General features: G+C 46.6%; 18 protein-coding genes and 1 pseudogene. 7 read left to right on the top strand and 12 right to left on the bottom strand.

Annotated features, from left to right (window positions below; translation table 11 throughout):
- Window positions 1–426 precede the first annotated feature (426 nt).
- From JOD82_RS18735 to JOD82_RS18725, 3 genes and pseudogenes are all read right to left on the bottom strand, one after another.
- Window positions 427–2,051 (bottom strand): annotated as a pseudogene (locus JOD82_RS18735) (S8 family serine peptidase).
- Between the two features lie 519 nt (window positions 2,052–2,570).
- Window positions 2,571–4,352: a SulP family inorganic anion transporter gene (locus JOD82_RS18730; RefSeq protein WP_029515646.1), complete on the bottom strand. Its 1,782-nt coding sequence runs from the start codon at window positions 4,350–4,352 to the stop codon at window positions 2,571–2,573.
- 29 nt (window positions 4,353–4,381) lie between these two features.
- Entirely contained in the window at window positions 4,382–4,711 is a 330-nt protein-coding gene (locus JOD82_RS18725; RefSeq protein WP_013311437.1) for an ArsR/SmtB family transcription factor, read from the bottom strand.
- 546 nt (window positions 4,712–5,257) lie between these two features.
- Here JOD82_RS18725 and JOD82_RS18720 point away from each other — a divergent pair.
- The 3 genes from JOD82_RS18720 to JOD82_RS18710 all read left to right on the top strand — a co-directional run bounded on the left by JOD82_RS18720 (window position 5,258) and on the right by JOD82_RS18710 (window position 9,414).
- Window positions 5,258–6,715: an RtcB family protein gene (locus JOD82_RS18720; protein ID WP_029515647.1), complete on the top strand. Its 1,458-nt coding sequence runs from the start codon at window positions 5,258–5,260 to the stop codon at window positions 6,713–6,715.
- 1 nt (window position 6,716) lies between these two features.
- Window positions 6,717–7,997 carry an AAA family ATPase gene (locus tag JOD82_RS18715; protein WP_029515648.1) on the top strand — a complete coding sequence of 427 codons (1,281 nt, stop codon included), beginning with the start codon at window positions 6,717–6,719 and terminating at the stop codon, window positions 7,995–7,997.
- A 262-nt stretch (window positions 7,998–8,259) separates the two neighbouring features.
- Complete coding sequence (locus JOD82_RS18710; protein WP_069012512.1) at window positions 8,260–9,414, top strand: MFS transporter; 1,155 nt, start codon at window positions 8,260–8,262, stop codon at window positions 9,412–9,414.
- A 118-nt stretch (window positions 9,415–9,532) separates the two neighbouring features.
- Here JOD82_RS18710 and JOD82_RS18705 read toward each other — a convergent pair whose 3' ends face one another.
- The 3 genes from JOD82_RS18705 to JOD82_RS18695 form a co-directional block, all read right to left on the bottom strand.
- The gene (locus tag JOD82_RS18705; protein ID WP_069012511.1) at window positions 9,533–10,285 is read right to left on the bottom strand and encodes an amino acid ABC transporter ATP-binding protein; all 753 of its coding nucleotides are present in this window, start codon (window positions 10,283–10,285) and stop codon (window positions 9,533–9,535) included.
- 14 nt (window positions 10,286–10,299) lie between these two features.
- Window positions 10,300–10,968 carry an amino acid ABC transporter permease gene (locus JOD82_RS18700; protein ID WP_069012510.1) on the bottom strand — a complete coding sequence of 223 codons (669 nt, stop codon included), beginning with the start codon at window positions 10,966–10,968 and terminating at the stop codon, window positions 10,300–10,302.
- Window positions 10,969–11,041: 73 nt separating this feature from the next.
- Window positions 11,042–11,893, bottom strand: a complete 852-nt coding sequence (locus JOD82_RS18695; protein WP_209949781.1) for an amino acid ABC transporter substrate-binding protein — start codon at window positions 11,891–11,893, stop codon at window positions 11,042–11,044.
- A 279-nt stretch (window positions 11,894–12,172) separates the two neighbouring features.
- Between JOD82_RS18695 and JOD82_RS18690 the strand changes: the two genes are divergently transcribed.
- Window positions 12,173–13,474, top strand: coding sequence for an MFS transporter (locus JOD82_RS18690; RefSeq protein WP_069012509.1), 1,302 nt, complete (start codon window positions 12,173–12,175; stop codon window positions 13,472–13,474).
- Window positions 13,475–13,592: 118 nt separating this feature from the next.
- Here JOD82_RS18690 and JOD82_RS18685 read toward each other — a convergent pair whose 3' ends face one another.
- Window positions 13,593–13,850 carry a GlsB/YeaQ/YmgE family stress response membrane protein gene (locus tag JOD82_RS18685; protein ID WP_013311445.1) on the bottom strand — a complete coding sequence of 86 codons (258 nt, stop codon included), beginning with the start codon at window positions 13,848–13,850 and terminating at the stop codon, window positions 13,593–13,595.
- A 297-nt stretch (window positions 13,851–14,147) separates the two neighbouring features.
- On the opposite strand from JOD82_RS18685, the gene JOD82_RS29270 reads away from it, so the two are divergent.
- Both JOD82_RS29270 and JOD82_RS18680 read left to right on the top strand, forming a co-directional pair.
- Window positions 14,148–14,411, top strand: coding sequence for a YkgJ family cysteine cluster protein (locus JOD82_RS29270; RefSeq protein ID WP_238437904.1), 264 nt, complete (start codon window positions 14,148–14,150; stop codon window positions 14,409–14,411).
- A gap of 36 nt (window positions 14,412–14,447) precedes the next feature.
- The gene (locus tag JOD82_RS18680; protein ID WP_069012508.1) at window positions 14,448–15,398 is read left to right on the top strand and encodes an acetylxylan esterase; all 951 of its coding nucleotides are present in this window, start codon (window positions 14,448–14,450) and stop codon (window positions 15,396–15,398) included.
- Between the two features lie 130 nt (window positions 15,399–15,528).
- On the opposite strand, the gene JOD82_RS18675 is transcribed toward JOD82_RS18680, so the two are convergent.
- A complete protein-coding gene (locus tag JOD82_RS18675) occupies window positions 15,529–15,852 on the bottom strand; it encodes a DUF3817 domain-containing protein (RefSeq protein ID WP_029515655.1) in 324 nt (107 codons plus the stop codon).
- 151 nt (window positions 15,853–16,003) lie between these two features.
- On the opposite strand from JOD82_RS18675, the gene JOD82_RS18670 reads away from it, so the two are divergent.
- Window positions 16,004–17,008: an LLM class flavin-dependent oxidoreductase gene (locus tag JOD82_RS18670; protein WP_069012507.1), complete on the top strand. Its 1,005-nt coding sequence runs from the start codon at window positions 16,004–16,006 to the stop codon at window positions 17,006–17,008.
- Window positions 17,009–17,339: 331 nt separating this feature from the next.
- On the opposite strand, the gene JOD82_RS18665 is transcribed toward JOD82_RS18670, so the two are convergent.
- From JOD82_RS18665 to JOD82_RS18650, 4 genes are all read right to left on the bottom strand, one after another.
- Window positions 17,340–18,953 carry a cellulase family glycosylhydrolase gene (locus JOD82_RS18665; protein ID WP_069012506.1) on the bottom strand — a complete coding sequence of 538 codons (1,614 nt, stop codon included), beginning with the start codon at window positions 18,951–18,953 and terminating at the stop codon, window positions 17,340–17,342.
- Window positions 18,954–19,357: 404 nt separating this feature from the next.
- Complete coding sequence (locus tag JOD82_RS18660) at window positions 19,358–19,609, bottom strand: hypothetical protein (protein WP_039273050.1); 252 nt, start codon at window positions 19,607–19,609, stop codon at window positions 19,358–19,360.
- 228 nt (window positions 19,610–19,837) lie between these two features.
- Window positions 19,838–21,598 carry a dihydroxyacetone kinase subunit DhaK gene (gene dhaK, locus JOD82_RS18655; RefSeq protein WP_069012505.1) on the bottom strand — a complete coding sequence of 587 codons (1,761 nt, stop codon included), beginning with the start codon at window positions 21,596–21,598 and terminating at the stop codon, window positions 19,838–19,840.
- A 1-nt stretch (window position 21,599) separates the two neighbouring features.
- Window positions 21,600–22,733 (bottom strand): glycerol dehydrogenase, encoded by a 1,134-nt coding sequence (locus JOD82_RS18650; protein ID WP_069012504.1) that lies wholly within the window; start codon window positions 22,731–22,733, stop codon window positions 21,600–21,602.
- Window positions 22,734–22,844 lie beyond the last annotated feature (111 nt).

Genomic DNA, 22,844 nt, shown 5'->3' with positions numbered 1-22,844 from the left:
ATGATGTGGTTGGCGACCACCTCCTTCATAGAATATAGAGGCACAAAAATATTTGGCTGTTCATAGATGGCAGTACTTCATAGGCGAGTTTACAATCCCAATAGAAGAGCGATGAAATTCAGTAGAAACCAAGGAGAAAAAGCAGGAGAACTTCGAAGAAAAACATGTTATATCATTACAGTTTATATTAAAAATTGATATATAATCATATATTATGGAATAGTATAAAGTTATCAAAACAGATATACAAGTCATTTTTTTGCATTTTTCTTGAAATTCTATGACTTTTATATTCTTTTATGTACGAAAACCCCTTTTTAGCGGCTACGTAATTAGTGCATTACACGGTTAGCAGGTGTATGCAATCTCTGTACGAGCCGCTCAAAGGGATTTTCGGAAGACTTTCTTAATCCTGTCTGATTATTTTTACTTAAGTACGGAGTTCACCGCAGCAAGCGCGTCGATCAGACCATATCCGTAACCATTGTTCGGTGAAGTCCGATACTGGCTGTCTGTCAGCGGAGTTGCTGTTTTTGAAATAACATCCTCCAGTTGGTCCACGGTCAAAGATGGTTTGGCCTGAAGCAGTAATGCTGCTAATCCGGCAGTATGCGGGCCTGCCATGGAGGTACCGTTCCATCCCCCCTCATACACTCCGCCCGGTACAGAAGAACGGATGTTTACACCAGGAGCCGAAATTTCAGGCTTCACTTCGCCATAAGGAGAAGGACCGCGCAGCGAGAAGCTGGCTAGCTTGTTGTTAACGTCCGTGGCTCCTGTCGCATAAGCCTCCGGCAGATTTGCCGGATTGGCTACAGACCCAGGTCCGCCCGGATTGGACAGTGTTGTGTTGCCTGCGGAGAACTCAGGGAAAATCTGAGCCGCTCTCCACGCCTTGGTGACTGGACGATACCATTCATCCAGGCCAGGTCCACCGCCCCAAGAGTTATTCACCACATCCGGTGCAAGCTCAGGGTGCTTTTTACCGTTTTTATCTACAGGAGCAAGAATCCATTGTCCACCGTCCAGTAAGATGGAGTCGGTGGTATCTGGATTGAATACTCGAACCGCAATCCATTTGGCGCCAGGAGCAACACCGATTTCATTCGTACCGTTGCTGTCCGAGCCAACGCTTGTACCCATCGTATGTGTACCATGTCCATTTGAATCAGTTGGCAGCGATGCTCCATCAACCGCATCATACCAGCTCAGTTCTGGATTCACGACCTGACCGGAAGCATTCAGACCACGCCATTTTCTTTTCAACGCCGGGTGAGTATATTCAACGCCTGTATCCAGATTGGCGACAACAATGCCTTTGCCGTCAATGCCTTTGGCCCAAACCTGTGGTGCTTTGATTTTAGAGATATTCCACTCGACACGGCTTGGCGTTACCGCATCCTTATATACGGATTCTTCCACCGATTTTTGCGCATTCTCTTCCGTCACAGCCGTATCTACAGCGGCCTGATCTGCAACCACTTGGTCAGCTGTAGATTCCTCAACCACAGGCTGGGCATCCTTATCTATTTCTACCTTTTGCAGTTCCCGCTTTTCATCCGGTAAAATTTTGTCGATCTCAGGAAGTGTGGCCAGATTATCCATGACCTCTTTGGTGCTGGTGACCGCAAAAGCGTTCACGATAAAGTAACTCTTGTACTTTTTGACGCTTCCGTTATTAACTTCTTTCTTTAAGTATTCTTCCACGGATTGTTGCGTTTTTTCTGCTGTATCCATGAGAGAGTTCACAACTGTTGTACGTACAGAAAGCTTAGCAGCAGCGGGTGAAATCTGCTCTGCAGAGGCCTTTTGGAAAGCATGCTTGGCAACGGACTCCGTATCCACCTGATCCTTCAATTTAACCAGATAGGTGACATACTCACTGGCACTGAATTGTTGGTTCAGTTTGGCTGAAACCTTGGCGGAAATGGTTGATCCTCCTCTGAGGTGGTTGTGCTGGAATCCCCATATACCGGGGAAATTAGAGAAAAGGCAAGAAGAGCGGTAAAACTGACCGACAGCGTCTTTTTGATATTTTTCGACTTAATCAATACTTTCCATTTCCCTTTACTTGGTTTTTTAATTCTCAAGGACAACCTTCCGGACAGCTACGTCAAAAGCTCACAAAATAGCCTCTGGTACTCACCTCCTTTAAAAAATATAGATTCCGCCGGGGTGAAATCCATAGATCATCATTCTGAGGTGAACAACCCTTGGTGCAGACCGTAAAAAACGAGCATCGGGTAGAAACAGGTGGACAAGTTTGAAAATGATAAGTGAAAAAAATGAAGAGAAAGGTAGGATAAGAAATTTAGAAGTAATCGAGGAGGTTAATGTGCAAGTATTAAAATACAATTTAAAACAAAAGAATGAAACATATGGTATCTTTTGAATCTAGTATAGTGTCATAAAATCAGATATTCAAGCATTTTTTTGAATTTTATTCCTTTTTTCCTTGAAGAAAAGAAAAATCTCTTCCATTTTCGAAGCAAATGCAAGTCTTCATTGTGCACTTGGTTTCGGAGATCAGAAGAGATTTTTCGACATTCAGCAAGAAACTTAAAAGAGTGTTATCTGCCGCTATTTACAGGTATGGGAACCGAGACGGCTCCATCTGGAAAGGATGATTTGGTTGGCTGCGGTCTGCGGCACAGACTCGTACATTCTCGGAAAGCCATTTGCCTGCATCCACAGCAATGATCCTGATTCACCAGTGCAAGAGCAGCCGTAAGGGCCTCTCCTGTGTGTTCAAAAAAATGCTTTTGTCCAATCATGTCGTAGCATCCAGTTTTCTGTAGTAATGCCAGCGGTTGAGGCTGGAGTCCGGAAACAAGCACTGTCCCGCCAGACTTCCGGTATTTCTGAATTAATGCAGTAAAGTTACCTTCTCCCGTCATATCCATAAAAGGAACCTTTCCCATACGTAACAACAAAATCCCTTGTAGGTGATCCGTCCGGCCTCCCACACCTGAGTTTTCCAATACCGAGGCTGCACCGAAAAATAGAGGGCCTTCCACATTGTAAATAGCCACTTGTGGACAATCATGCTGATCTGTAACCATATGCGCGCCTACTTTTTCATGTTTTACAGAAGGATCAGGAAGTACCTTGTCTACTGAAAGTGTACTGCTCATACGTTTAACAAACAATACAACCGCTAGAATCAGGCCTACCTCCACAGCCGTTGTCAGCGTCGTAAAAACCGTCAACAAAAAGGTGACAACCAGCACAATAGAATCCGCTGTCCGCGTTTTGAGAATGTGCGCAAAATGCTTGCGCTCACTCATATTCCACGCTACTACCATCAGCACCGGAGCCATACTGGCCAACGGAATGTTAGATGCATAAGGTGCAAAAAGCACCAGAATGAGGAGCACCACGAACCCATGTACGATGCCTGACATAGGAGAAACAGCACCATTACGGATATTTGTGGCGGTGCGGGCAATTGCACCTGTCGCAGGAATACCGCCGAACAGCGGTGTCAGCAAATTAGCAATCCCTTGTCCAACCAGTTCACGATTGCTGCTATGCCGGGCTCCCGTCATACCGTCAGCTACCACCGCTGAAAGCAGAGATTCAATAGCTCCCAGCATTGCAATAACAAGTGCTGGCGGCAAGAGTTTCACGATCAAATCCCACGTCACCGCAGGAATATGTAGCTCAGGCAAAGATGCTGGAATTGCGCCATACGCAGAGCCAATCGTAGCCACCTGCCCTGGAAAAAGTAAAGCTGCCACCAGCGTTGACAAGAGTAGACCAACCAGTGATCCGGGTATCTTGGGCCATTTTTTAGGCACCAAAATAAGCGCGGCAAGACAGATACAAGCCGTCAGGATACTATACACATTCAGTGAAGGAAGTCGATGGATGAGCTCTGCCATGGAAGGCAGAAAAGTTTCATGCCTCTCTACCCCGCGCAAGCCGAGAAAGTTAGCAATCTGACCACTGAATATCGTCACGGCAATTCCGGCCGTAAAGCCAATCGTTACTGGCTTGGGAATAAACTTGATCAATGCCCCCAGCCTGAGTACACCCATTAAAATGAGCATAATGCCCGCCATAAAACCGGCTATGAGTAAGTTCTCATAACCGTATTGCATGACAATAGCTAGCAAAATCGGAATAAACGCGCCTGTAGGTCCTCCGATCTGGAATTTGGATCCTCCCAGCAGCGAAACCAAAATTCCCGCAACAATGGTCGTATACAGCCCATATTCCGGCTTTACTCCTGATGCAATGGCAAACGCCATACCGAGTGGAATCGCCACAATCGCTACAATACTTCCGGAAATGAGATCCTTTCGCAAAGCCCCTGCGTTATAGCCTTCGAACCTTCCTATCCACTTCATTCCTGTAACCCTTCTTTTCTGTAATAGCATTACTTCTCGTTACGTATACCTTCCAGCAACGAGATAGCTTCGACCAAATGATTGTCAAAAATCCGTCGCGCCACTGCAAGCAGCTCCGTCAAAAGCGGATCACGTAGTGAATACACAACCGATGTACCTTCCTTGAAGCTGTTCACCAAATTTTTGGCTCGTAAAACGGCCAATTGCTGCGATACGGCAGAACCTTCAGAACCGAGCGCAGTCTGCAGCTCGTTCACATTCCGTTCCCCTTCACTCAGCACCTCCAAAATGCGGATGCGCAGAGGGTGAGCCAATGCTTTGAAAAAGTCGGCCTTAAATTTCTGGAGATCTCCTTCCATGCCTGCTCCGTCCCCCTCACAGAATTGTCCTATAAACGATCAACAATATCTGAATATTTGAATATTTAGTACAATAACAGCTTCGGGCCAATTGAACTATGATGTTACTCACACTTCACCATGAGTAAAGTCACATTTTTCCACACTTCTACCTTTCAGGGGTTGACAGCTTCCACAGGTTTCCATTAACATAGCAATTAACTTTAAGAAAAGGGGGCCGACAGACATGACCGTGCTTTACATGATAACGACAGACAGGCAGCATGATACAACCACATATTTGAGTTTTCGTCTCATCGGCCCCGTTCGGGCGACATGATGGGTGATATCACGCTGTCTGACGGCGTGATTAGCCAGGCTTTTTTATTTTTTTATGCTATTGGAAGAACAAGTTATTTTACGTATTTATGATGTGTTGATCATAAAATGTAATAACACTTTCGGTGCAAGAAGCCGTAGACGACAAGTCTGCGGCTTTTTTTGTTTTTTAAATCTTTTTATGCAAGTATTTATGAATTTACTTGAAGAAGGGAACTACCCATTTATATGAATATACAACATACAACCGACTCGTCCTTGCATGAAGGACCATACAGCCATCTGATGAAGCTTCCGGCAGGTGATCTAACCGTCTATGCTTCTCAGCAACTTTTCTCCTCACTGGATTACAAAGTGTTCGAGATGGCTAATAACAATTTACAAATTCCAGGTATCCGCTATATGGGATACACACCAGATGTACATGTAGGCGTCGGAACCTGCATCGGTACGACTGCTGTATGGGGAATGGAGGATGGTTACGTATCTCCCTCCATCGTCGGCAGTGATATTGGCTGCGGCATGCGCGTACACCTGACCAATCTGCACAAGGATGCTTTGAAGGAAACCAAGCTGCGCCGTAAGCTGGTCAAAACCATCGACAAATATTTGCCCATGGAAGCCCACCAACGCGGGCATTATTCGGATATCCGACTGGAGCATATTGTACGCAAGGGTCTACACGGCTTACCCAACAAATATATTCCGGACAGCTACACTCCTAAGAAATCCACCTCACTCACCCATGTAGAGCACAGTAAGTTCTCCTTTGACGAGGAGGTGCTGAATCTTGTCGAAGACCGTACATGGCACCGGGCTCACCGACAGCTCGGCACACTGGGTGGAGGCAATCATTTCGTCGAAATTCAGGCGATTGAAATCGCGGAGGAAAACCGTGAAACAGCTGAAGCTTGGGGGATGTTCGACGGTCAGGTGGCTGTGATGATTCATTCTGGATCGCGGGCTTGGGGTGGAGCAGTCAGCCAGGCTAGTTCATCTGCCATTGCCAAGACGATGAGCCGTCTCGGACTCGGTACCTCTGACCCGAGACTGGTATTCGCACCGCTGGACCATCCCGAAGCTGCACATTATGTCGATATGATGTATTCGGCGCTGAATTATGCCGTGGTGAACCGACATCTCATCGCATACTCCGTGCGTGAAGCCTTTCGCGATGTCTTTGGTACAAAGTGCGAGTTGCGTACTTTGTACGATCTAATGCACAATTATGCTTGGGAGGAATCCCATCCGGATCACGGTAGTGTGTTTGTGCATCGTAAAGGTGCTACGCGTGCTCTTCCAGCAGGACACCCCGACAATCCGCGGCCTTATCAGGCGACAGGGCATCCGGCCCTGATTCCCGGCTCTATGGGAACAGCCTCTTATATTATGGTAGGCTTACCGGGCGGTCAGGATAACTTCCACTCCATTTGCCATGGAGCAGGCCGTATTCGTTCGCGTTCTGCGACCAAACGACTCGTCAGTGTGGACGATTTTGCAGGGGCCCTGGGTGTAGGGACAGACGACGAAATTGTGGTCAATCAGGCATCACTGGAAAGCATTATCGACGAATCTCCGCAAGCCTACAAAAATGTAGATGATATTATCGAAAGTGTCACCGGGGCAGGACTCGCAGCAGTTGTAGCCAAATGCAAGCCGCTAGCTGCCCTGAAAGGAGCCAAATAATTTGAGTATAGACATCCCAGCTATTTATGAATTTGATGAACGTACAGATGGACGCATTACCGGTTATGCCGCTTATGCCCGTCTGATCGACGGTATCAGTGAAGCACTCTATAACCGCTATGGCGTAAAATACGTGCTGTATGCCAGCGATGATCCCAATATTGAGTATTGGGATCTGCTGGAGGAGGATATTCGTTCAGGCAGTCCCGACCTGGAGCATGTGGCACGGGTCTTCGATCGTTTGGAGGAACGCACCATCCAGTATGACGATGACGGGCCGACTCCTGAATACGGCGTGCATCTGTCGATGCGTAATAATGTATTCGCCTATCCCAAGTGGGGCATCGCGCTGGCGCGAGTTCCCTTTTTCCGTGATAATGGCGTGTACAATGAAGATTACGTATTTGCGATAGGCGACCAGGAGCTGCAAGGCTTCCTCGCGGGAGTACGCGGTCGTGAACGTAAGCAGAATATGAAGCGTGTCACCGTGTTTACCGACACAAGCCGTGGACTTTCTCGGCAGGCAGAGCCGATAACCCGCGCAATTACGCGAGATGACGTGATTTTGAAAGCGGAAATCAAACGGGATATTTTCCGATCACTTGATCAGTTTTTTGAAGCGGATCGTACCTTCTATCAGACTTATAACATTCCTTACAAGCGCGGCATTCTGCTATACGGCCATCCGGGCAATGGTAAAACAACACTTGTAAAATCAATTGCCAGCAGTGTACCGGGTCCGGCAGCCTACTGGCAAATTACGGAGTATACAACCAGTGAATCGGTCAAAGAGGTGTTCGAGGCGGCTACTCGCCTGGCTCCGATGGTGCTGGTCATTGAGGACATTGATTCCATGCCTCAGGAGGTGCGTTCTTTTTTCCTGAATACCCTCGACGGTGCTACATCCAAGGAGGGCATCTTCCTGATCGGAACGACCAATTATCCCGAAAAAATCGACCCGGGTCTGATGAACCGGGCAGGGCGTTTCGACCGGGCTTATGAAATCAGTTTGCCTGACGAAGCGCTGCGACTGGCATATCTCAAGTTGCGTAACTTCCTTGTTTTTGCAGGAGAAACGGGTACACAGAAGGCGGCAGCCATGACTGACGGGTTTTCGCTGGCACAGCTCGGAGAACTTTATGTCAGCACGGCTCTGGAGTGGCATGAGCAGGGAAAAGCCGATATTGAACTGATTATCAAAGGTATGCGAGGCGAGCTCGATAAGAGCCGTAAGCAGGACTGGCTAAAAAATGTGGCCGAAGGACGAGTCGGGTTCTTCTGATTTATCCTTTCATTGCCTTATCAAGAAATTTATGTTACGTTGATAAACAATAAAGTATCGAAAGGGTGACCTTAAGCCAATGATCTACTAATCCTATTCCACCAAAGAAAAAAATCGTAATCTTACGAATTTTCTGGATAGGATTAGTGTAGGCTTTTGGGTATTAACGATAAGAGCATTGCTTCTTTGACGGGAGCAGTGTATCTTCTTGTTCGTATGTCTGCCTCCTATCCAGAAACCAATGGATAAGGAGGTTTTTTGCATGAAAAGAATACTTGGGATTCTAATGATTAATATCTTCATTGTTATGGTGGGCGTGGGTTTAATTACCCCCATCCTGCCGGAACTGATCATTGAGTTTGGAGCCAGTGGGCGGGCAATCGGTTTATTGGTAGCAGCCTATGGCATAACGCAGTTCCTGCTCTCTCCCCTGACTGGACAGCTGTCTGATCGATATGGGAGAAAAGTTTTTATCCTCGTAGGTGTCATTGTTTTTGCTGTAGCTAAATTTATCTTTGCTATCGGAGATGAATTATGGATGCTGTATACCTCAAGACTTCTGGAAGGAATGGCAGCAGCCTTGATTGTTCCACCCATGATGGCATATGTAGCGGATATTACAACAACCGAAGAACGCGCCAAAGGGAACAGCCTGCTCGCCGCAGCCATGTCATTCGGATTTGTTATTGGACCTGGATTGGGTGGTCTTCTTGCAGGATATGGAACGAGAGTGCCGCTTTACACAGCGACAGGTGCTGCTATAGCTGCTGTTATTTTTTCAGTGTTTTGTTTGCCTGAAAGTTTATCGAAAGAGCAAATGAAAGCAGCACGGGCAAGAATGATTCAGAAGGAATCTATTTATAAACAATACGCGAGATCATTGAAGTCAAAATATACAATGCTCTTTGTACTTGTCCTGGTGATGACCTTTGGACTCGCTAATTTTGAATCTGTTCTTGGTTTATATGTAACGAACCGCTTCCAATTCTCGCCGCAAAATATTGCTGTCATTCTGACCGCAGGTGCTGTGATCGGAGTCGGTATGCAAGCATTAGTTGTTGCTAAAATAATCAATAAGTTTGGTGAACAAAGAGTGATCAAAGGATCGCTTCTTTTCACCTCTGTTGCTTATATTTTATTTCTCTTAGCCAAAGATTTCTGGAGTATCTTCCTTGTCACTTCCCTTATTTTCTTTGCCACAGCTATGCTTCGTCCAGCTCTTAATACACAATTATCGAAGATGGCCGGGAATGAGCAAGGATATGTAGCTGGTATGAATAATGCCTATATGAGTGTTGGGAATATTTTAGGCCCTACTCTAGCGGGTTTTTTATTGGATGCAAATCTGTTCGCTCCATTTATAGCAGGCTGTTGTATTCTGTTGATTACTTTTTTGCTTACATTAAAAATGAAATAAAAGAAGACAACTGATGAGCAAAAGGCAGCTACGGGTGCGAGGCTTATTTTTCAATGCCCGGCTGTAGCTGCCTTTTATTCAGTCTAAACGCTTATTTTAATAAATACTGTAGTTCCCTTTATTCCACTTCCCCGCTCAGACGATTCAAAAACTGAATAGCCCGTGGACTGGTGGGCTGCTCCAGAACCTCATGCGGCGTACCCTGCTCAACGATTATGCCCTGATCCATCAAAATCACATGGTCCGCGACCTCGGCTGCAAATTTCATTTCATGGGTGACAATGACCATCGTCATTCCTTCAGCAGCCAGTTTCTTCATGACCTTGAGCACCTCGCCTACCAACTCAGGATCGAGCGCGGAGGTCGGCTCGTCGAACAAAAGCACCTCAGGTTCGACCGCCATTGCCCGGGCAATACCGACCCGTTGCTGCTGTCCTCCTGATAACTGATGCGGATAGGATTCGGCTTTATCAGCCAACCCCACTTTTTTAAGCAATTCCAATGCACGTTTGCGCGCCTCGTCCTTGCTCTTTTTCTGAACCGTGACTTGTCCCTCCATCACATTTTGTGCTGCTGTCATATGTGGGAAAAGGTTGTAGGATTGAAACACCATCCCTGTCCGCTTGCGCAGCGCCAAAATATTTTCTTGCCGGAGCTTCGTTCCTTTCGCAAAATTCAGTGCAATATCCCCTACTTGAATCTCTCCTTGGTCAGGAATCTCCAGCAAATTTAAGCAGCGTAAAAACGTTGTTTTACCAGAACCGGAAGGACCGATGATAACAAGCACCTTCCCCTTACCCAACGTTACGTCAACACCCTTAAGCACTTCCAGCGAGCCGAACGATTTGTGTATATTCCGAATTTGGATCACCGGTACAATCTCCTTTATCTGACGGAAAAACGGCCTAGTCGCTTCTCCAGGTAATTTTGCAGCACAGTCAAAATAGTGCTAAACAGCAGATAAATAACCCCCGCCTCGGTATACACCAATAGCGGTTCGTATGTGGTAGCTACAATCTGGTTAGCCGTTCTGAACATTTCCACATAGGTGATGGTCGCAGCCAGTGAGGTATCCTTCACCAAGCTGATGAATGAATTAGCCAACGGAGGTATGGACACACGGGATGCTTGCGGTAGCACGATACGTCGCAATACTTGCCAGCGCGTCATCCCCAGGGAGTATCCCGCCTCCCATTGGCCTTCCTGAATAGATATGATAGCCGCACGTATAATTTCAGAGCTATAAGCCCCTACGCTGAGGGTAAAACCGATTACTGAAGCAATAAACGGGTCCAATGTAATACCTACGGAAGGTAAACCATAGAAAATAATATACAATTGCACCAGCAACGGAGTTCCTCGAATCACCCATACATAGAAGCCGAAAATCAGCTTGAGTATTCTCCATTTGGACAGCCGGGCTAACGCTGTAATCAGCGCCAGCACGAGTCCCAGAGCAAAGGAGATAAGCGTGAGCGGAATCGTAAAAGAAACCCCTGCTTTTAGCAGAGGCAATAATGAATCCATAATGATTTGTATTTGGCGATCATCCATTGTACAGACATCCTTTGAAAAGATAGGTTTGAGAAGATTCGGTTCGCCTTGGCGAACGTTTGGTCTTCATTTATTATTTGGATACGTCGGCTCCAAAATATTTCTCGGAAATTTTCAGATACGTACCGTCAGCCTTCATATCAGCCAACGCTTTGTTTACTTCCTTGATCAAATCTTCGCTGCCTTTATTGAATACAGCTGCGCTGTGTGAAGCATCTGGAGATTCGTCCACCTTTTTGATGGGTGCGTCTGGCTTTTGCTTTTTCAGATCGAGATAGGATAATCCATCATTGACGGTCGCATCCACCCGTTTGGAAGTGAGGAGGTCAATGGCTTGGTTGAATCCCTCTGTTGCCACAATTTCCGCACCGTTGCTTTTCGCGATTTGAGTCAGGTTGCTGGTCAGGGATTGCCCGGACTTTTTCCCTTTTAGATCAGCAAATTTATGGATGTCTGTATTGTCTTCGCTTACGATCAGAACTGCCTTGGAGACAATGTACGGATCGGAAAAATCATATTTTTGCTTGCGCTCGTCTGTAATGGATACTTCATTGAACACTGTGTCAAACCGCTTGGAGTTCAACCCTGCGAATATGCCGTCCCATTGCGTCTCGATAAACTCCGGTTGTACACCCAGGCGTTTGCTCACTTCAGTCGCAATATCGACATCGAAGCCCGTCAGTTTACCAGCAGCATCATGGTAGGTAAACGGAGCATAGGTGCCTTCCGTGCCAATTCTTAGCTTGCCGCTTGCTTTTACAGATTCAAGAGTAGCTGTAGCAGTGGTATCTGCTTTTCCATTATTAGATCCGTTTTCTCCGGTAGATGCATTATGGGTACTGGCGCCTTTATCGTTGTTCCCGCAGGCCGAAACCAGCAATGCCATCACGATGAGTACAATCGGCAAAAAACTAAATTTTTTCATGGTATCCACACTCTTTCCCTTTTCTTGATAACCTAGCACGCGGCTGGTCATTGAATAGTACATCATTCATTTTCACGCGTCAATGCTTTTATCCAATAATCCCTATGAAAAAGGTAAGTTATATATTTTTGTGGCCTAAAGTTATTCTAGGTTGACTCTTTCATTGGCAGGTTATTCATTATAACTCCCCTCACAGCAACTTTTTCTGTACCCTCACGTTGGAGATTTCGTATAATAGGTTTTAATATGCAATTTAGAAATATGTACCGGAGTGTGATCATGGATACCCAGAATTCAACCTTATCCTCTACTTCACCTGAAGGCAGTCCCTCGGCCTGGGCTACTTTCACTTCACCCTTAAAACAATCCAAAGCGTTCACCTTGTTGTGGCTTGGACATTGGATCGCAATGTTGGGGAGCTCAGTCACCACAGTCATTTTGCCACTGGTTATCTATTCCCTAACAGGCTCGACTACTATCATGGGACTGGCGATGACGGTTTATATGCTGCCTAATGTACTTATTCTGCCTTTCGCAGGAATGATTGTGGACAGAATTGACCGAATCCGTCTCCTTCTGTTTACGAATATCGCCCGGTTTGGGCTGATGTTCATTGCGGCCGTGCTGATGTTTACGGGCGGGATGAAATTGCCGTTTCTATTCGTTGGCCTAGCGTTATACGGATTGATGGACGGTATCTTTAATCCCGCTTATTCTGCCTTACGTGCACAGGTGTTCACACCGGACATACGCAATGCAGCCAACGCGCTTAGCCAGATTAGTATACAAGCCGTCCGTCTACTTGGTCCTCCGTTAGGAGGCTTCATTGTATCTTTTTCCTCACCGGGTGTGGGCTTTGGGCTGGATTCTATCGCTTATCTGATATCTTTTGCCTGTTTTTGGATGCTGAGCGCTCATTTGGCCTCCATCATCGGCAAAGGTCAGGTAGATCCAGAACAGCAAGATCAGGGGGGACAGCATTTTCTCAAGGATTTTATCGCAGGCTTTACCATTCTCAAAAGCCATCCTTGGCTATGGATTACGATTCTTGCCTTTTCATTCATTAATATTTGTTATTCAGGCATTATCGCTGTACTCATTCCATGGCTGTTCAAGGTTCATCATGGCTACAATCCAGTCGTATATGGCATTGCGATGGCAAGTAGCGGTATTGGCGCCATGTTGGGGGCCTTTGTGTATGGATCACGCAAGCATTGGAAGCATCGTGGCCTGCTCGCTTACTTAGGAGCTTTTGTCAGCGGTCTTGCTTTACTACTGTTGTCTGTAGTCACTTGGATGCCAGGACTGATTATGAGCATGATGCTCGAAGGGTTTGGCATTATGATATTTGCGATTATCTGGGAGACGAGCCTTCAGGAATTAGTCCCAGCCGAGTCTTTTGGACGTGTAGCTAGTCTGGATCTAATGTTTTCCTTTGCCCTGCTCCCTGTCGGCTATCTGGCAGTAGGTGCTGTGGCGGATAAGCTTGGTGGTATGTTCACCATGGGTATGTTTGCAACCATCGGCATGTGTATCGTGCTAGGCGTTCTGAGTGTTCCTCATATCAGGCGTTTTCAATAGGACTTTTCCTCAAAAAAAAGCTGCTCCCACAGGTTCATTTGCGAACCTTGCGGAAGCAGCTTCTTTCCATTTTAGCCTTGTGCCCCATAGGGGCTAGTCTATTCAATGATTCGTAAAGTTAGCCTCTAGTCCGTCCAACGGAACGGAAGATCAAGCTTACAATCACGACCAGCACAATCGCACCAATTAATGCAGGAACGATGTAGAATGATCCGATTTCAGGACCCCAGTTTCCCAGAATCAAGCTACCCAACCATGCGCCGATAAAACCAGCGATGATGTTACCTATCACGCCACCCGGAACATCACGACCTGCAATAATTCCTGCCAACCAACCAATAATACCACCAACAATCAATGCCCATAACCAACTCATTTTGCGTCACCTCGTTTAAGTTTTTATCGTTGTGTTCTATTATTAACCACTCGAACTCCTTTTGAACACACAAAAGACGATTGGTTAATATTACCACAGTATGGAACACTGATTTAGGGACTTGATACCATCTTACGTGCCTCTACGACTATTTATACCCCTTGTGTGAAAAGTGTGTCTCATATGCGTTTATCCTTGTATTCCTGCTTTTTTTGTGCCATCCTCACATTATGGCTTCATCAATGTCACTTCATGCATAAGTTACAAAAATAACAGATTATTAAGGAGTGACCCCAACTGGAGTGTCGAGTAGGATGTGCCGCGTGCTGCATTGCCATTACGATTTCTTCCCCTATTCCCGGCATGCCAGATGGAAAACCAGCTGGTGTTCCTTGCCCTCAGCTAACTTCCGATTACCGTTGCCGATTGTTTGGCAAACCTGAGCGCCCAGTTGTATGCAGTGGGTTCCATGCTGATGAGGATACGTGCGGAAGCACTAATGAAAGAGCATATCAGCTACTGAGAGAGCTAGAGGAGTCAACTTTACCGGGTAAAACTTAAGGAGAAGTTCATTCTATATGAAGGAGAATTTTGATTATGAACGTTATTGAAAAAAGAATTGCCGAATTGAAGCAATATCGACCCGATCTTACCGCCCCGAAGGATATAGATTTATTCTGGGCCAAAACACTGGAAGAAGTCCACGCCAAACCTGTACATGCGTTCAAAACTCTCGTAGAAACGCCATATCCTCATATTCTTGCCTACCGGGTTACTTTTGAGGGTGTCGATGATACGCCTCTGCATGCCTGGTATGTACGCCCCCGATTTGCCGGAGATCAAAAGCTGCCATGTATCGTTCTGTTTCATGGCTATACAGGCGGAAAAGGCTATCCTGAAGATTATTCCTCCTGGCTTATGCTTGGCTTTGCTGTATTGGCAGTAGATGTACGTGGTCAAGGTGGAGAAACGGGAGACCGTCTGGGTGATGCTCATGGTACGGTTAAAGGCTGGGTAACGAAAGGAATATTGGACAAAGATACCTGCTACTACAAAACGATTACAACTGATGCCCTTAGAGCCGTAGATTGGGTAGCGGAGCAGTCGGATGTCGATTCGGCTAAAATCGCAATCAGTGGCGCCAGTCAGGGCGGCGGACTTTCATTAATGGTGGCTGCGCTCAGCGATAAAGCTGCTATTACAGTAGCGGATATCCCCAATATGTGTCATATGGATTTTGGTATGATGAATTCTACCAGTTCGCTGACGGAAGCAGCTGAATTTGCTAACCGATTTCCGGAGCATTTGGAGCAGGTGCTACATACATTAAGTTATTTTGACGTGATGAATCTTGCTCATCGTATTCGTATCCCGATCATGGTATCGGTAGGGTTCAAGGATACTGTGTGTATGCCAGAGACGATTTTCGCCGCTTATAACCGTATTGAATCACCGAAAACGATTGAAATTTATCCGTTTACCGGACATTGGGTTGAAGGCTTTCAAAGACGTAAAACAGTTGAATTTTTAGTGCAGCATTTTTCATAATTCCTCCGGTGCACAAAAAAAAGAACACCACGCATCAACCTGCGTAATGTTCTTTTCTGCTGCATCGGGGCCAGTCCCGCTTACGCCAGACAAACTCCTCGACAACTCACACAAAACAAAACTTCTAAGATTACGATGCAGCTCGCTGTTCTGCTGCCGAATCCCCTGTCCATTTTCGCACCCAAACAAAATCCATAATCATCAGACCAAACGGAATGAAGGAGGCAAACATAATAAAAAGAGGCCGCCGTATAGACCAATGCAGTGCTGTTTTCCCATAGATCAAAGCAACGAGGAGCAACAAAAAGCTCACCCGGTATATGTTACCAATCACCATAACCGCCTGGGCCATGCCCGCTGCTTGCAGCGGCTGGTGGGTGAATAGTATCGCCAAATAAGCTATAGCTTGAATCCAGAGCATGAGTCGGACACGCCCTAAAGGTGTTCTTAACACAATTTCAATCCCCTCTCCATTAGCAAGGATGTACTCTCATCCTTTACACATCCTTTATTATAACGAAAAGGTCCCCAAACTCCAACCTATCCATTTTGAATTTTGACCTAGTGAGTTGTGTCTGATAGAGTTGTGTAAGAGGTGATTATAAATGCTTAAACTGGGTATACTGGACCAGTCTCATATTCCTGAAGGCGGTACTGCTCAGGATGCATTATCCAATACAACAGATTTAGCCCGCGAAGCTGACCAACTGGGGTACAGCCGTTATTGGGTATCCGAACATCATGCTTCCAAAACACTAGCGCATTCCAGCCCTGAGGTGCTGATTGCGCATTTGACTGCTCACACATCACGCATTCGTGTGGGTTCAGGCGGTATTATGCTGCCACACTATAGCGCGTATAAAGTCGCCGAAAACTTCCGTTTGCTGGAGGCACTCCATCCAGGACGTATCGACCTGGGAATAGGACGGGCTCCCGGCGGTTTACCGCTTGCTACTCGCGCCCTGCAGGAAGGCAAGTACCAATCTGTCGAACAATATCCACAGCAGATTCTCGATTTAATCGACTACTTCCATGATTCGGTGCCTGACAATCATCGGTTTGCCGGTCTTCATGCCTCCCCGATGATATCGACCGTTCCTGAATTATGGTTGCTCGGCTCCAGCGGAGAGAGCGCCCGATTGGCCGCGATGATGGGGGCCTCCTATGCCTTTGCCCAATTTTTCGGGACTCCAGGCGGTGTAGAAGCTACTGCACGTTACCACGAGCAATTTCAGCCTTCGATCCTGGGTGATAAGCCCCATTCCATGGCGGCAGTTACGGTGGCCTGCGCTGAAACCGAAGAAGAAGCTGAGCAGCTGGCGTCCAGTGCTAGTTTGTATTTCCTTTTGCTCATGCAAGGTAAAGAAATGAGTTCTCTTCCGTCGGTGAAAACAGCAATGTCCTATCCATACACAGAGTTGGATCGTGAGCGGCTGCGTCAGTCCGCAGCATGGCGTGTTGTTGGTACCCCTGAACAGTGTAAGGAACAGCTACTAAGACTGGCTGAGCAGTATCGTACCGATGAGTTACTGGTCGTTTCATCCATTCATGACTTTGATAAACGTGTTCAGTCCTACCGTCTGCTGGCCAAAGCTTTTGATTTGGTATAGACAGCCGTTGAACGGAGGCTGAGCTTCAGAAACATAAAAAACCCCCGCCAGCCTATAATGGCAACAGCGGGGGTTTGTCGTAGAGAAGGGTTCATTGGAACCAACCCATCTACACTATGGAAGTAATTCAAGCACTACAAAAGTCTAACACCATATGGTACTTTGGTAGTATACACATCGAAACTAAAGTTCCAGTTGTTACCTCCTAAAGTTCCAGTTCGTATATACCAAAGGCGCATATTCTATACTCCAAACCTTGGAAAAATTGCACCCAAAAGTCCCATTCTTTACTCATTCCGATAAAGTTAATAACGGTTAAATTCTAAGGTTCCTAAGGTTCTATACCCCAAACCAGCTTACCCTGCTGATATACAGTGCCATGGTCCCAGTCTGCAAATGCTTTTTGGGTAGCACCATAGGAGTAATCGTTGGTCTCATCAAAATTGCTCCAATTTGCAGCATGAATACGGGGTTGAATTTCTCCGCTTTCCCCACCGGGCTGAATCGTTCCGGCTCCATCTGTGAAAGAAATCTCCACATATTTATCAGCCTTGGCCTTTGGATTCGGCAATGTTACAAAAGTTGCTTTTACCTTCTCATTGCCAATCCTGGCCCAGTCTACAAAAAACTGCTGAGCTTGTTTGCTTTCATCTGTGTAATAGTAGCGAATTTTTAGATCGCTCAACTTCACAGCTGTTTTCCCTGTATTTTTGATATTAAATTCAGGACGGATTGCGTTATCCTTGGCATTTGTGTCACCGGTGCGATACTGTAGCACAATTCCTTGATCGTTACTGCCTGGTGTACTTCCTCCGTTGTCGTTATCGCCGCCGTTGTTGCCACCACCGTTATTACCGCCAGTGTTGCCATCTCCGCCGTTATCCCCACCGTTGTTTCCGCCTCCACCAATGTTGCTGGAGCCTTCCAGAATCGCCTGTTTTACGAATTTTCCAGAAGCGGACAATTGTGAATCAGGCCATCCGCCCTTACGGTCAGCACCAGACATCAGCGCAGCAGAGGTCTCATTTTTATCTGACAGCGACCAGTTAGTCCAACTGATTCCACGGCTAGCCAGAAAATCAGTCCATACTTTGGATTCATTCAGGAACGGACCACCGTTACCCGAAGCATCGCTTGTACCCCACTCGGTAGCAAATATGCCCACGCCTTTGTTCAGTGCATAATCGACCCGATCGCGCAAGAATTGTCCATGCGTACCCGCATAGAAATGTACGGTATACATTGTATTCTTGTCTGGAAGTGGATGGTCTGCTGCATCATGTACATCCTGACTCCATGTGCCTGTTCCTACAATAATAATATTGTCCGGGTCCTTAGCGCGAATAACCTGAGATACCTCAGACGCATAAGGTCGGATTTGATTGTTCCAGTTCACATTTCCATTCGGCTCATTGGCAAGTTCATAGATTACGTTAGGTAAATGGCCGTACTGAGTTGAAAATTCATTAAAGAAAGCTTTGGCTTCATTTTTATGAATGTTCGGATCGCCATCTGAAAGAATGTGCCAGTCGATAATGACGTACAAGCCCAGTTTCTGTGCTACCTCAATCGCTTCTTTCACTTTATTTTTCAAAGAAGGATTGGCGATATAACCACCTTCTTCAGTGTACAGTGCAACCCGAAATACGGAAATGCCCCAATCGTCCCGTAGCCATTTCATAGAGTCCTGATTTACCAGATCCCCAAACCATTGGACGCCGTGAGAGCTAATACCTTTGAGTTGCACAGGTTTACCGTTTTTATCCACCAATTTACCATTCTTTACTGAAAGTTGTCCGTAACGTTCCACAGGTGTCGTCCCAGCAGCCTCTGCTGTTTGCGTATTCCAGTTGAATCCGTTCGTTAACGTTAATAGTAATACTGCTGTTAGCATCACCGCTACTCTTTTTGCGATCCTTGACAGGATCCATTGCCCATTCATCATTTACACATTCCTTCCTTTTTATAAAGTAGATGAGACTTATCAGTACGTTGTTCTCTGCTCTTTTACCCCCTCCTTTATACAACAAGAGGATCAGGTCCAAACATCGATGTCACTTACCTGTATATGGATGATACTACTATTATAGTTAGTTCCATGTTACATTTCGACTTTATGATAGAAAATGAACAGGAAGTCACGGTTTTGGGATGTGTTCTACTTGGTTGGCTACTATGGAGTACTAAAGGGACAAAAGACTCATTTACTAATTGCAAAATTCGGAGAATTTTAGTTATTTTAATAAAAAAAGACCGCTTCCCGTGCCTTGGCTCGGTAGCAGTCTTATAGATGATCTTATATGTGATCGAATAATGTTACAAATATCGTCTTAACGTATGATCTCCCTATTACCCCTGAGCAGTTGCTTGAGGTTCTTTGGTCGTCTGATCTTTCTTCATATCGCCGCCATCCGTCGCTTGCTCTGTCAGTACAGTCTCAGATGAGTTACCTATTACCTTGTCAATAAGTTGTAGCCAAGGTTCTTCACTACCTCCACAGCTCTCAATATCACCGAGCAGGGACTCTAGCGTGGTTCCTTCTTCTGGCAAATCAATAACTAAACTGTCTTCGTCAACTTGGATGGTGCAGCAGGTTTTCATTGTAAATCCCTCGCTTAATTCATATTTGAGCATGCAGTAAGCTAGCTCAGATGGGATGAACTCCCATGGATTCCGGGATAAGCCCGTTGAATCCGTCTGAAATTATAAACCTAATGCACATCAATTGCAATGAACAAACCTTGAATTTTTAAGAATTAGCGAGTGGTACGGGCAGGAATGGAAATCTAAACGAAGTGTTCGTGCCAGTAATTTTGGATTTATAGAAAATCAGTTCAAACAATCAGCAAGCTCCGTAAAAATCACGCCAAGCGCATAAGCCCCCGCGTCTGGATAACCAAGGCTTCTCTCTCCTACCGTTCCGGCACGGCCCATACGCGCCACGATGTCTTCCGTCTTTTTGGCCCCTAATACAGCGGCTTGAGCACCACTTACAAAGGCTGTCTTCACGTCAAAATCTAATTTTGCGCTCTCCAACCAGCTATCTGCACATGGCACTAATGCATCTATAAGTGTTTTATCGCCAACAACGGCTCCTCTGCCGAAAGAACGTTCGCCTGTTGATTGTATGCCTTGCACCGCAGCCTGCATCATATCTGCGAATTCGGAAACGGTGAGTTCGGTTCGTTCGCCAGCAGATCGTGCCGCTGCGCGAAATGCTGAGCCCCAGATCGGACCCGAAGCGCCACCGCAGTATTCCATGATGACGAGCGAGCATGAATGAAGAAAGGCTCCCATCGTCAAAGAGTCTTGATTCAGGATGTCTCTCCATTCCCGTTTCAGCTGACGAAATCCCTTAGCAACGCTCATGCCAAAGTCGCCGTCGCCTGCATGAGCGTCAAGATCGCAGAAAGGTACCTCATTCTTGATGATAACCTCACTCATCTTATCGACTAGGTAGGTAAGATTGTTCAACGTAATTTTGTTGTTTTCAATAACTGCGAAGGCAGGGTCCGTTTCTACCTCAAAGGATACTTGCCGCTTTTCGTCTGCTACAGTTGAAATATCCGTGAATACGACATGATCAACAGGTCCAGCCACCTTGAACGCAGGCGCGTTGCTTTCATGAGAGAGGAGCGTTTTCAGTTCCTTGTCCAGCTTCATGATGGAAACCGAGATACCTGCCATATCGATACTCGTCATATAATTGTTGACAAAAGTACGATCAATCTTGACCCCCTTCGCTGCTAGTTCGCGAGTGACCGAATGGTTGAAGAGGTACAGTTCTTGCAGAGGCGTACCGCCGAAACCATTGATCAACAGGGCGATTTCTCCGCTGAATCCAGTTTCGATCTGCATGTCTCGAAGGAGATCGGTTACCATTCTGGCTGCCAGCGTATCTGCATCCGTCAGCTTCTCGCGGCTGGTCCCAGGCTCGCCGTGAATGCCAACACCGTACTCGATTTCATCATGCCCGAGCTCTAATGTTGGCGTGCCCTTCGCCGGCACGGTACACGAAGTCAATGCGAATCCGATACTGCGTACATTCGCAGCGGCTTTCTCGGCTACTGCTTTAACTTCCGCCAGACTCCGGCCCTCTTCCGCCGCTGCACCCGCGATCTTGTGGACGAGTACCGTTCCCGCCACTCCGCGCCGTCCGACTGTATATAGGCTGTCTTCTACCGCGATGTCGTCCTCAACCTTTACATAGTCCACTTCCAGACCGTCTTCAGTGGCCAGATGGGCGCCGTTTCTAAAGTTCATAATATCGCCGCTGTAATTTTTGATAATCAGCAGCGCACCTTTTTTCCCGGTCGTCGCTCGGATGGCCTGATATACTTGAATTTGTGAGGGAGAGGCGAAGACATCACCGCAGACCGCGGCATCGAGCATCCCTTGGCCAACGAAGCCGGCGTGGGCGGGTTCATGCCCGCTGCCACCGCCGCTGATGAGCGTTACTTTCTCCGCGTTCAATTCCTTTTTCTTGAGCACTTTGTATTTTGGCAGAAATTCCAACTCAGGATGCGCGAGCGCAATACCACTGCACATCTCAAGGACCAAATTTTCCGCACGGTTGATGACCTTTTTCATGCTACTTTACCTCCGCTTTGTACTGGCTCCCGATACGGTTGGCCGCAGCGATTGCCGCTGCAACCTGCTCCACTGTGACCGGAAACGGCATGGAATGAATCGATTCCTCCAAAATGCAGGCCTTTGCAGCTACTTCCATAAGTTCTTCCTGGCTGATATGATCGACGCCGATATCAGCCAAGCAAACCGGTAAACCGACGGCTAAACAGAAATCAAGTACCTGATGTAATTCTTCCGTCGGTGCGTTTTCGAGCACCAGCTGTGCGATCGTGCCGAACGCAACTTTCTCTCCATGATAATAATGATGCGTGCCTTCCAAAATCGTGAGTCCATCATGAATCGCATGGGCCGCCGCAAGTCCGCCGCTCTCGAAGCCGAGGCCTGAGAGTAAAATATTAGTTTCAATGATATTCTCGAGTGCTTGCGTAACCTGGTTTTCATCACATGCCGCTTTTGCTTTGGCACCGTCTTTCAACAGCATTTCATAGCATAGCGTTGCAAGTGCAATCGCCGCATTTGTACCTACTGCTGGCGCACACTGTCCTTCGCGTACTCCGTTAGGCAGTCCGGCATTGACCCTGGAGTAAGAACGGGAGGTCGCACGGGCTTCAAAGTAAGTCGACAGTGCATCACCCATACCTGACACAAGGAATCGGGTTGGTGCATTGGCAATTACGGTGGTATCGACTAATACGACACTCGGACTTTGCTTAAAATAGGCGTAATCGTCGAAAGCACCTTCCGGAGTGTACAGAACGGCCGAGTGACTTGTCGGTGCATCCGTCGCAGCAATCGTCGGACAGATGATAAGCGCTTCCCCTTGAGCCACACATTTCGCCGCGTCGATCGCTTTCCCGCCGCCGAGACCTACGATACAATCGCATCCGTTTGCAGTAGCAATTTCCTGAAGTCTGGACACTTCCTGTCTGGAACACTCACCCATAAAACCGCTTTCAATAAAGGTCACGTTATATTTACCCAAAGTGGAATCGAGTTTATCTTTTACCCGCGCCACATCGGCAGGATGCGCAATCAGTAAAGCGGATTTGCCGAAGGTGCTCACATAGTAACCCAAATTCAACAATTCGTTTTCACCTTGTACATATTTGCTTGGGCTGATAAAAGCTTTTCTCATCTATAATTCCTCCTTATGATTGTGTTGGCTTCGTTCTGATTAAAACTATAACCGAACCATGTAAACTTTACATTGGAGGAATCAAGGAATATATTATAATCTACAATCGTA

Source organism: Paenibacillus sp. 1182, assembly GCF_017833915.1.
GTDB lineage: Bacteria > Bacillota > Bacilli > Paenibacillales > Paenibacillaceae > Paenibacillus > Paenibacillus polymyxa_D.
The sequence above is the reverse complement of the archived record's forward strand: the minus strand, read 5'-3'. Positions and strand labels throughout refer to the sequence as shown.

Coding starts and splice junctions, on each gene's coding strand:
- JOD82_RS18685 (WP_013311445.1), bottom strand. CDS start 13,850: ATGAGTTGGTTATGGGCATTGATTGTTGGTGGTATTATTGGTTGGTTG.
- JOD82_RS18665 (WP_069012506.1), bottom strand. CDS start 18,953: ATGATGAATGGGCAATGGATCCTGTCAAGGATCGCAAAAAGAGTAGCG.
- dhaK (WP_069012505.1), bottom strand. CDS start 21,598: ATGAAAAAGGTCATCAACCGTGCGGAAAATTTGGTCCTTGAGATGTGC.
- JOD82_RS18695 (WP_209949781.1), bottom strand. CDS start 11,893: ATGAAAAAATTTAGTTTTTTGCCGATTGTACTCATCGTGATGGCATTG.
- JOD82_RS18670 (WP_069012507.1), top strand. CDS start 16,004: ATGCTTAAACTGGGTATACTGGACCAGTCTCATATTCCTGAAGGCGGT.
- JOD82_RS18720 (WP_029515647.1), top strand. CDS start 5,258: ATGAATATACAACATACAACCGACTCGTCCTTGCATGAAGGACCATAC.
- JOD82_RS18660 (WP_039273050.1), bottom strand. CDS start 19,609: ATGAAAACCTGCTGCACCATCCAAGTTGACGAAGACAGTTTAGTTATT.
- JOD82_RS18710 (WP_069012512.1), top strand. CDS start 8,260: ATGAAAAGAATACTTGGGATTCTAATGATTAATATCTTCATTGTTATG.
- JOD82_RS18725 (WP_013311437.1), bottom strand. CDS start 4,711: ATGGAAGGAGATCTCCAGAAATTTAAGGCCGACTTTTTCAAAGCATTG.
- JOD82_RS18650 (WP_069012504.1), bottom strand. CDS start 22,733: ATGAGAAAAGCTTTTATCAGCCCAAGCAAATATGTACAAGGTGAAAAC.
- JOD82_RS18690 (WP_069012509.1), top strand. CDS start 12,173: ATGGATACCCAGAATTCAACCTTATCCTCTACTTCACCTGAAGGCAGT.
- JOD82_RS18680 (WP_069012508.1), top strand. CDS start 14,448: ATGAACGTTATTGAAAAAAGAATTGCCGAATTGAAGCAATATCGACCC.
- JOD82_RS18700 (WP_069012510.1), bottom strand. CDS start 10,968: ATGGATGATCGCCAAATACAAATCATTATGGATTCATTATTGCCTCTG.
- JOD82_RS18730 (WP_029515646.1), bottom strand. CDS start 4,352: ATGAAGTGGATAGGAAGGTTCGAAGGCTATAACGCAGGGGCTTTGCGA.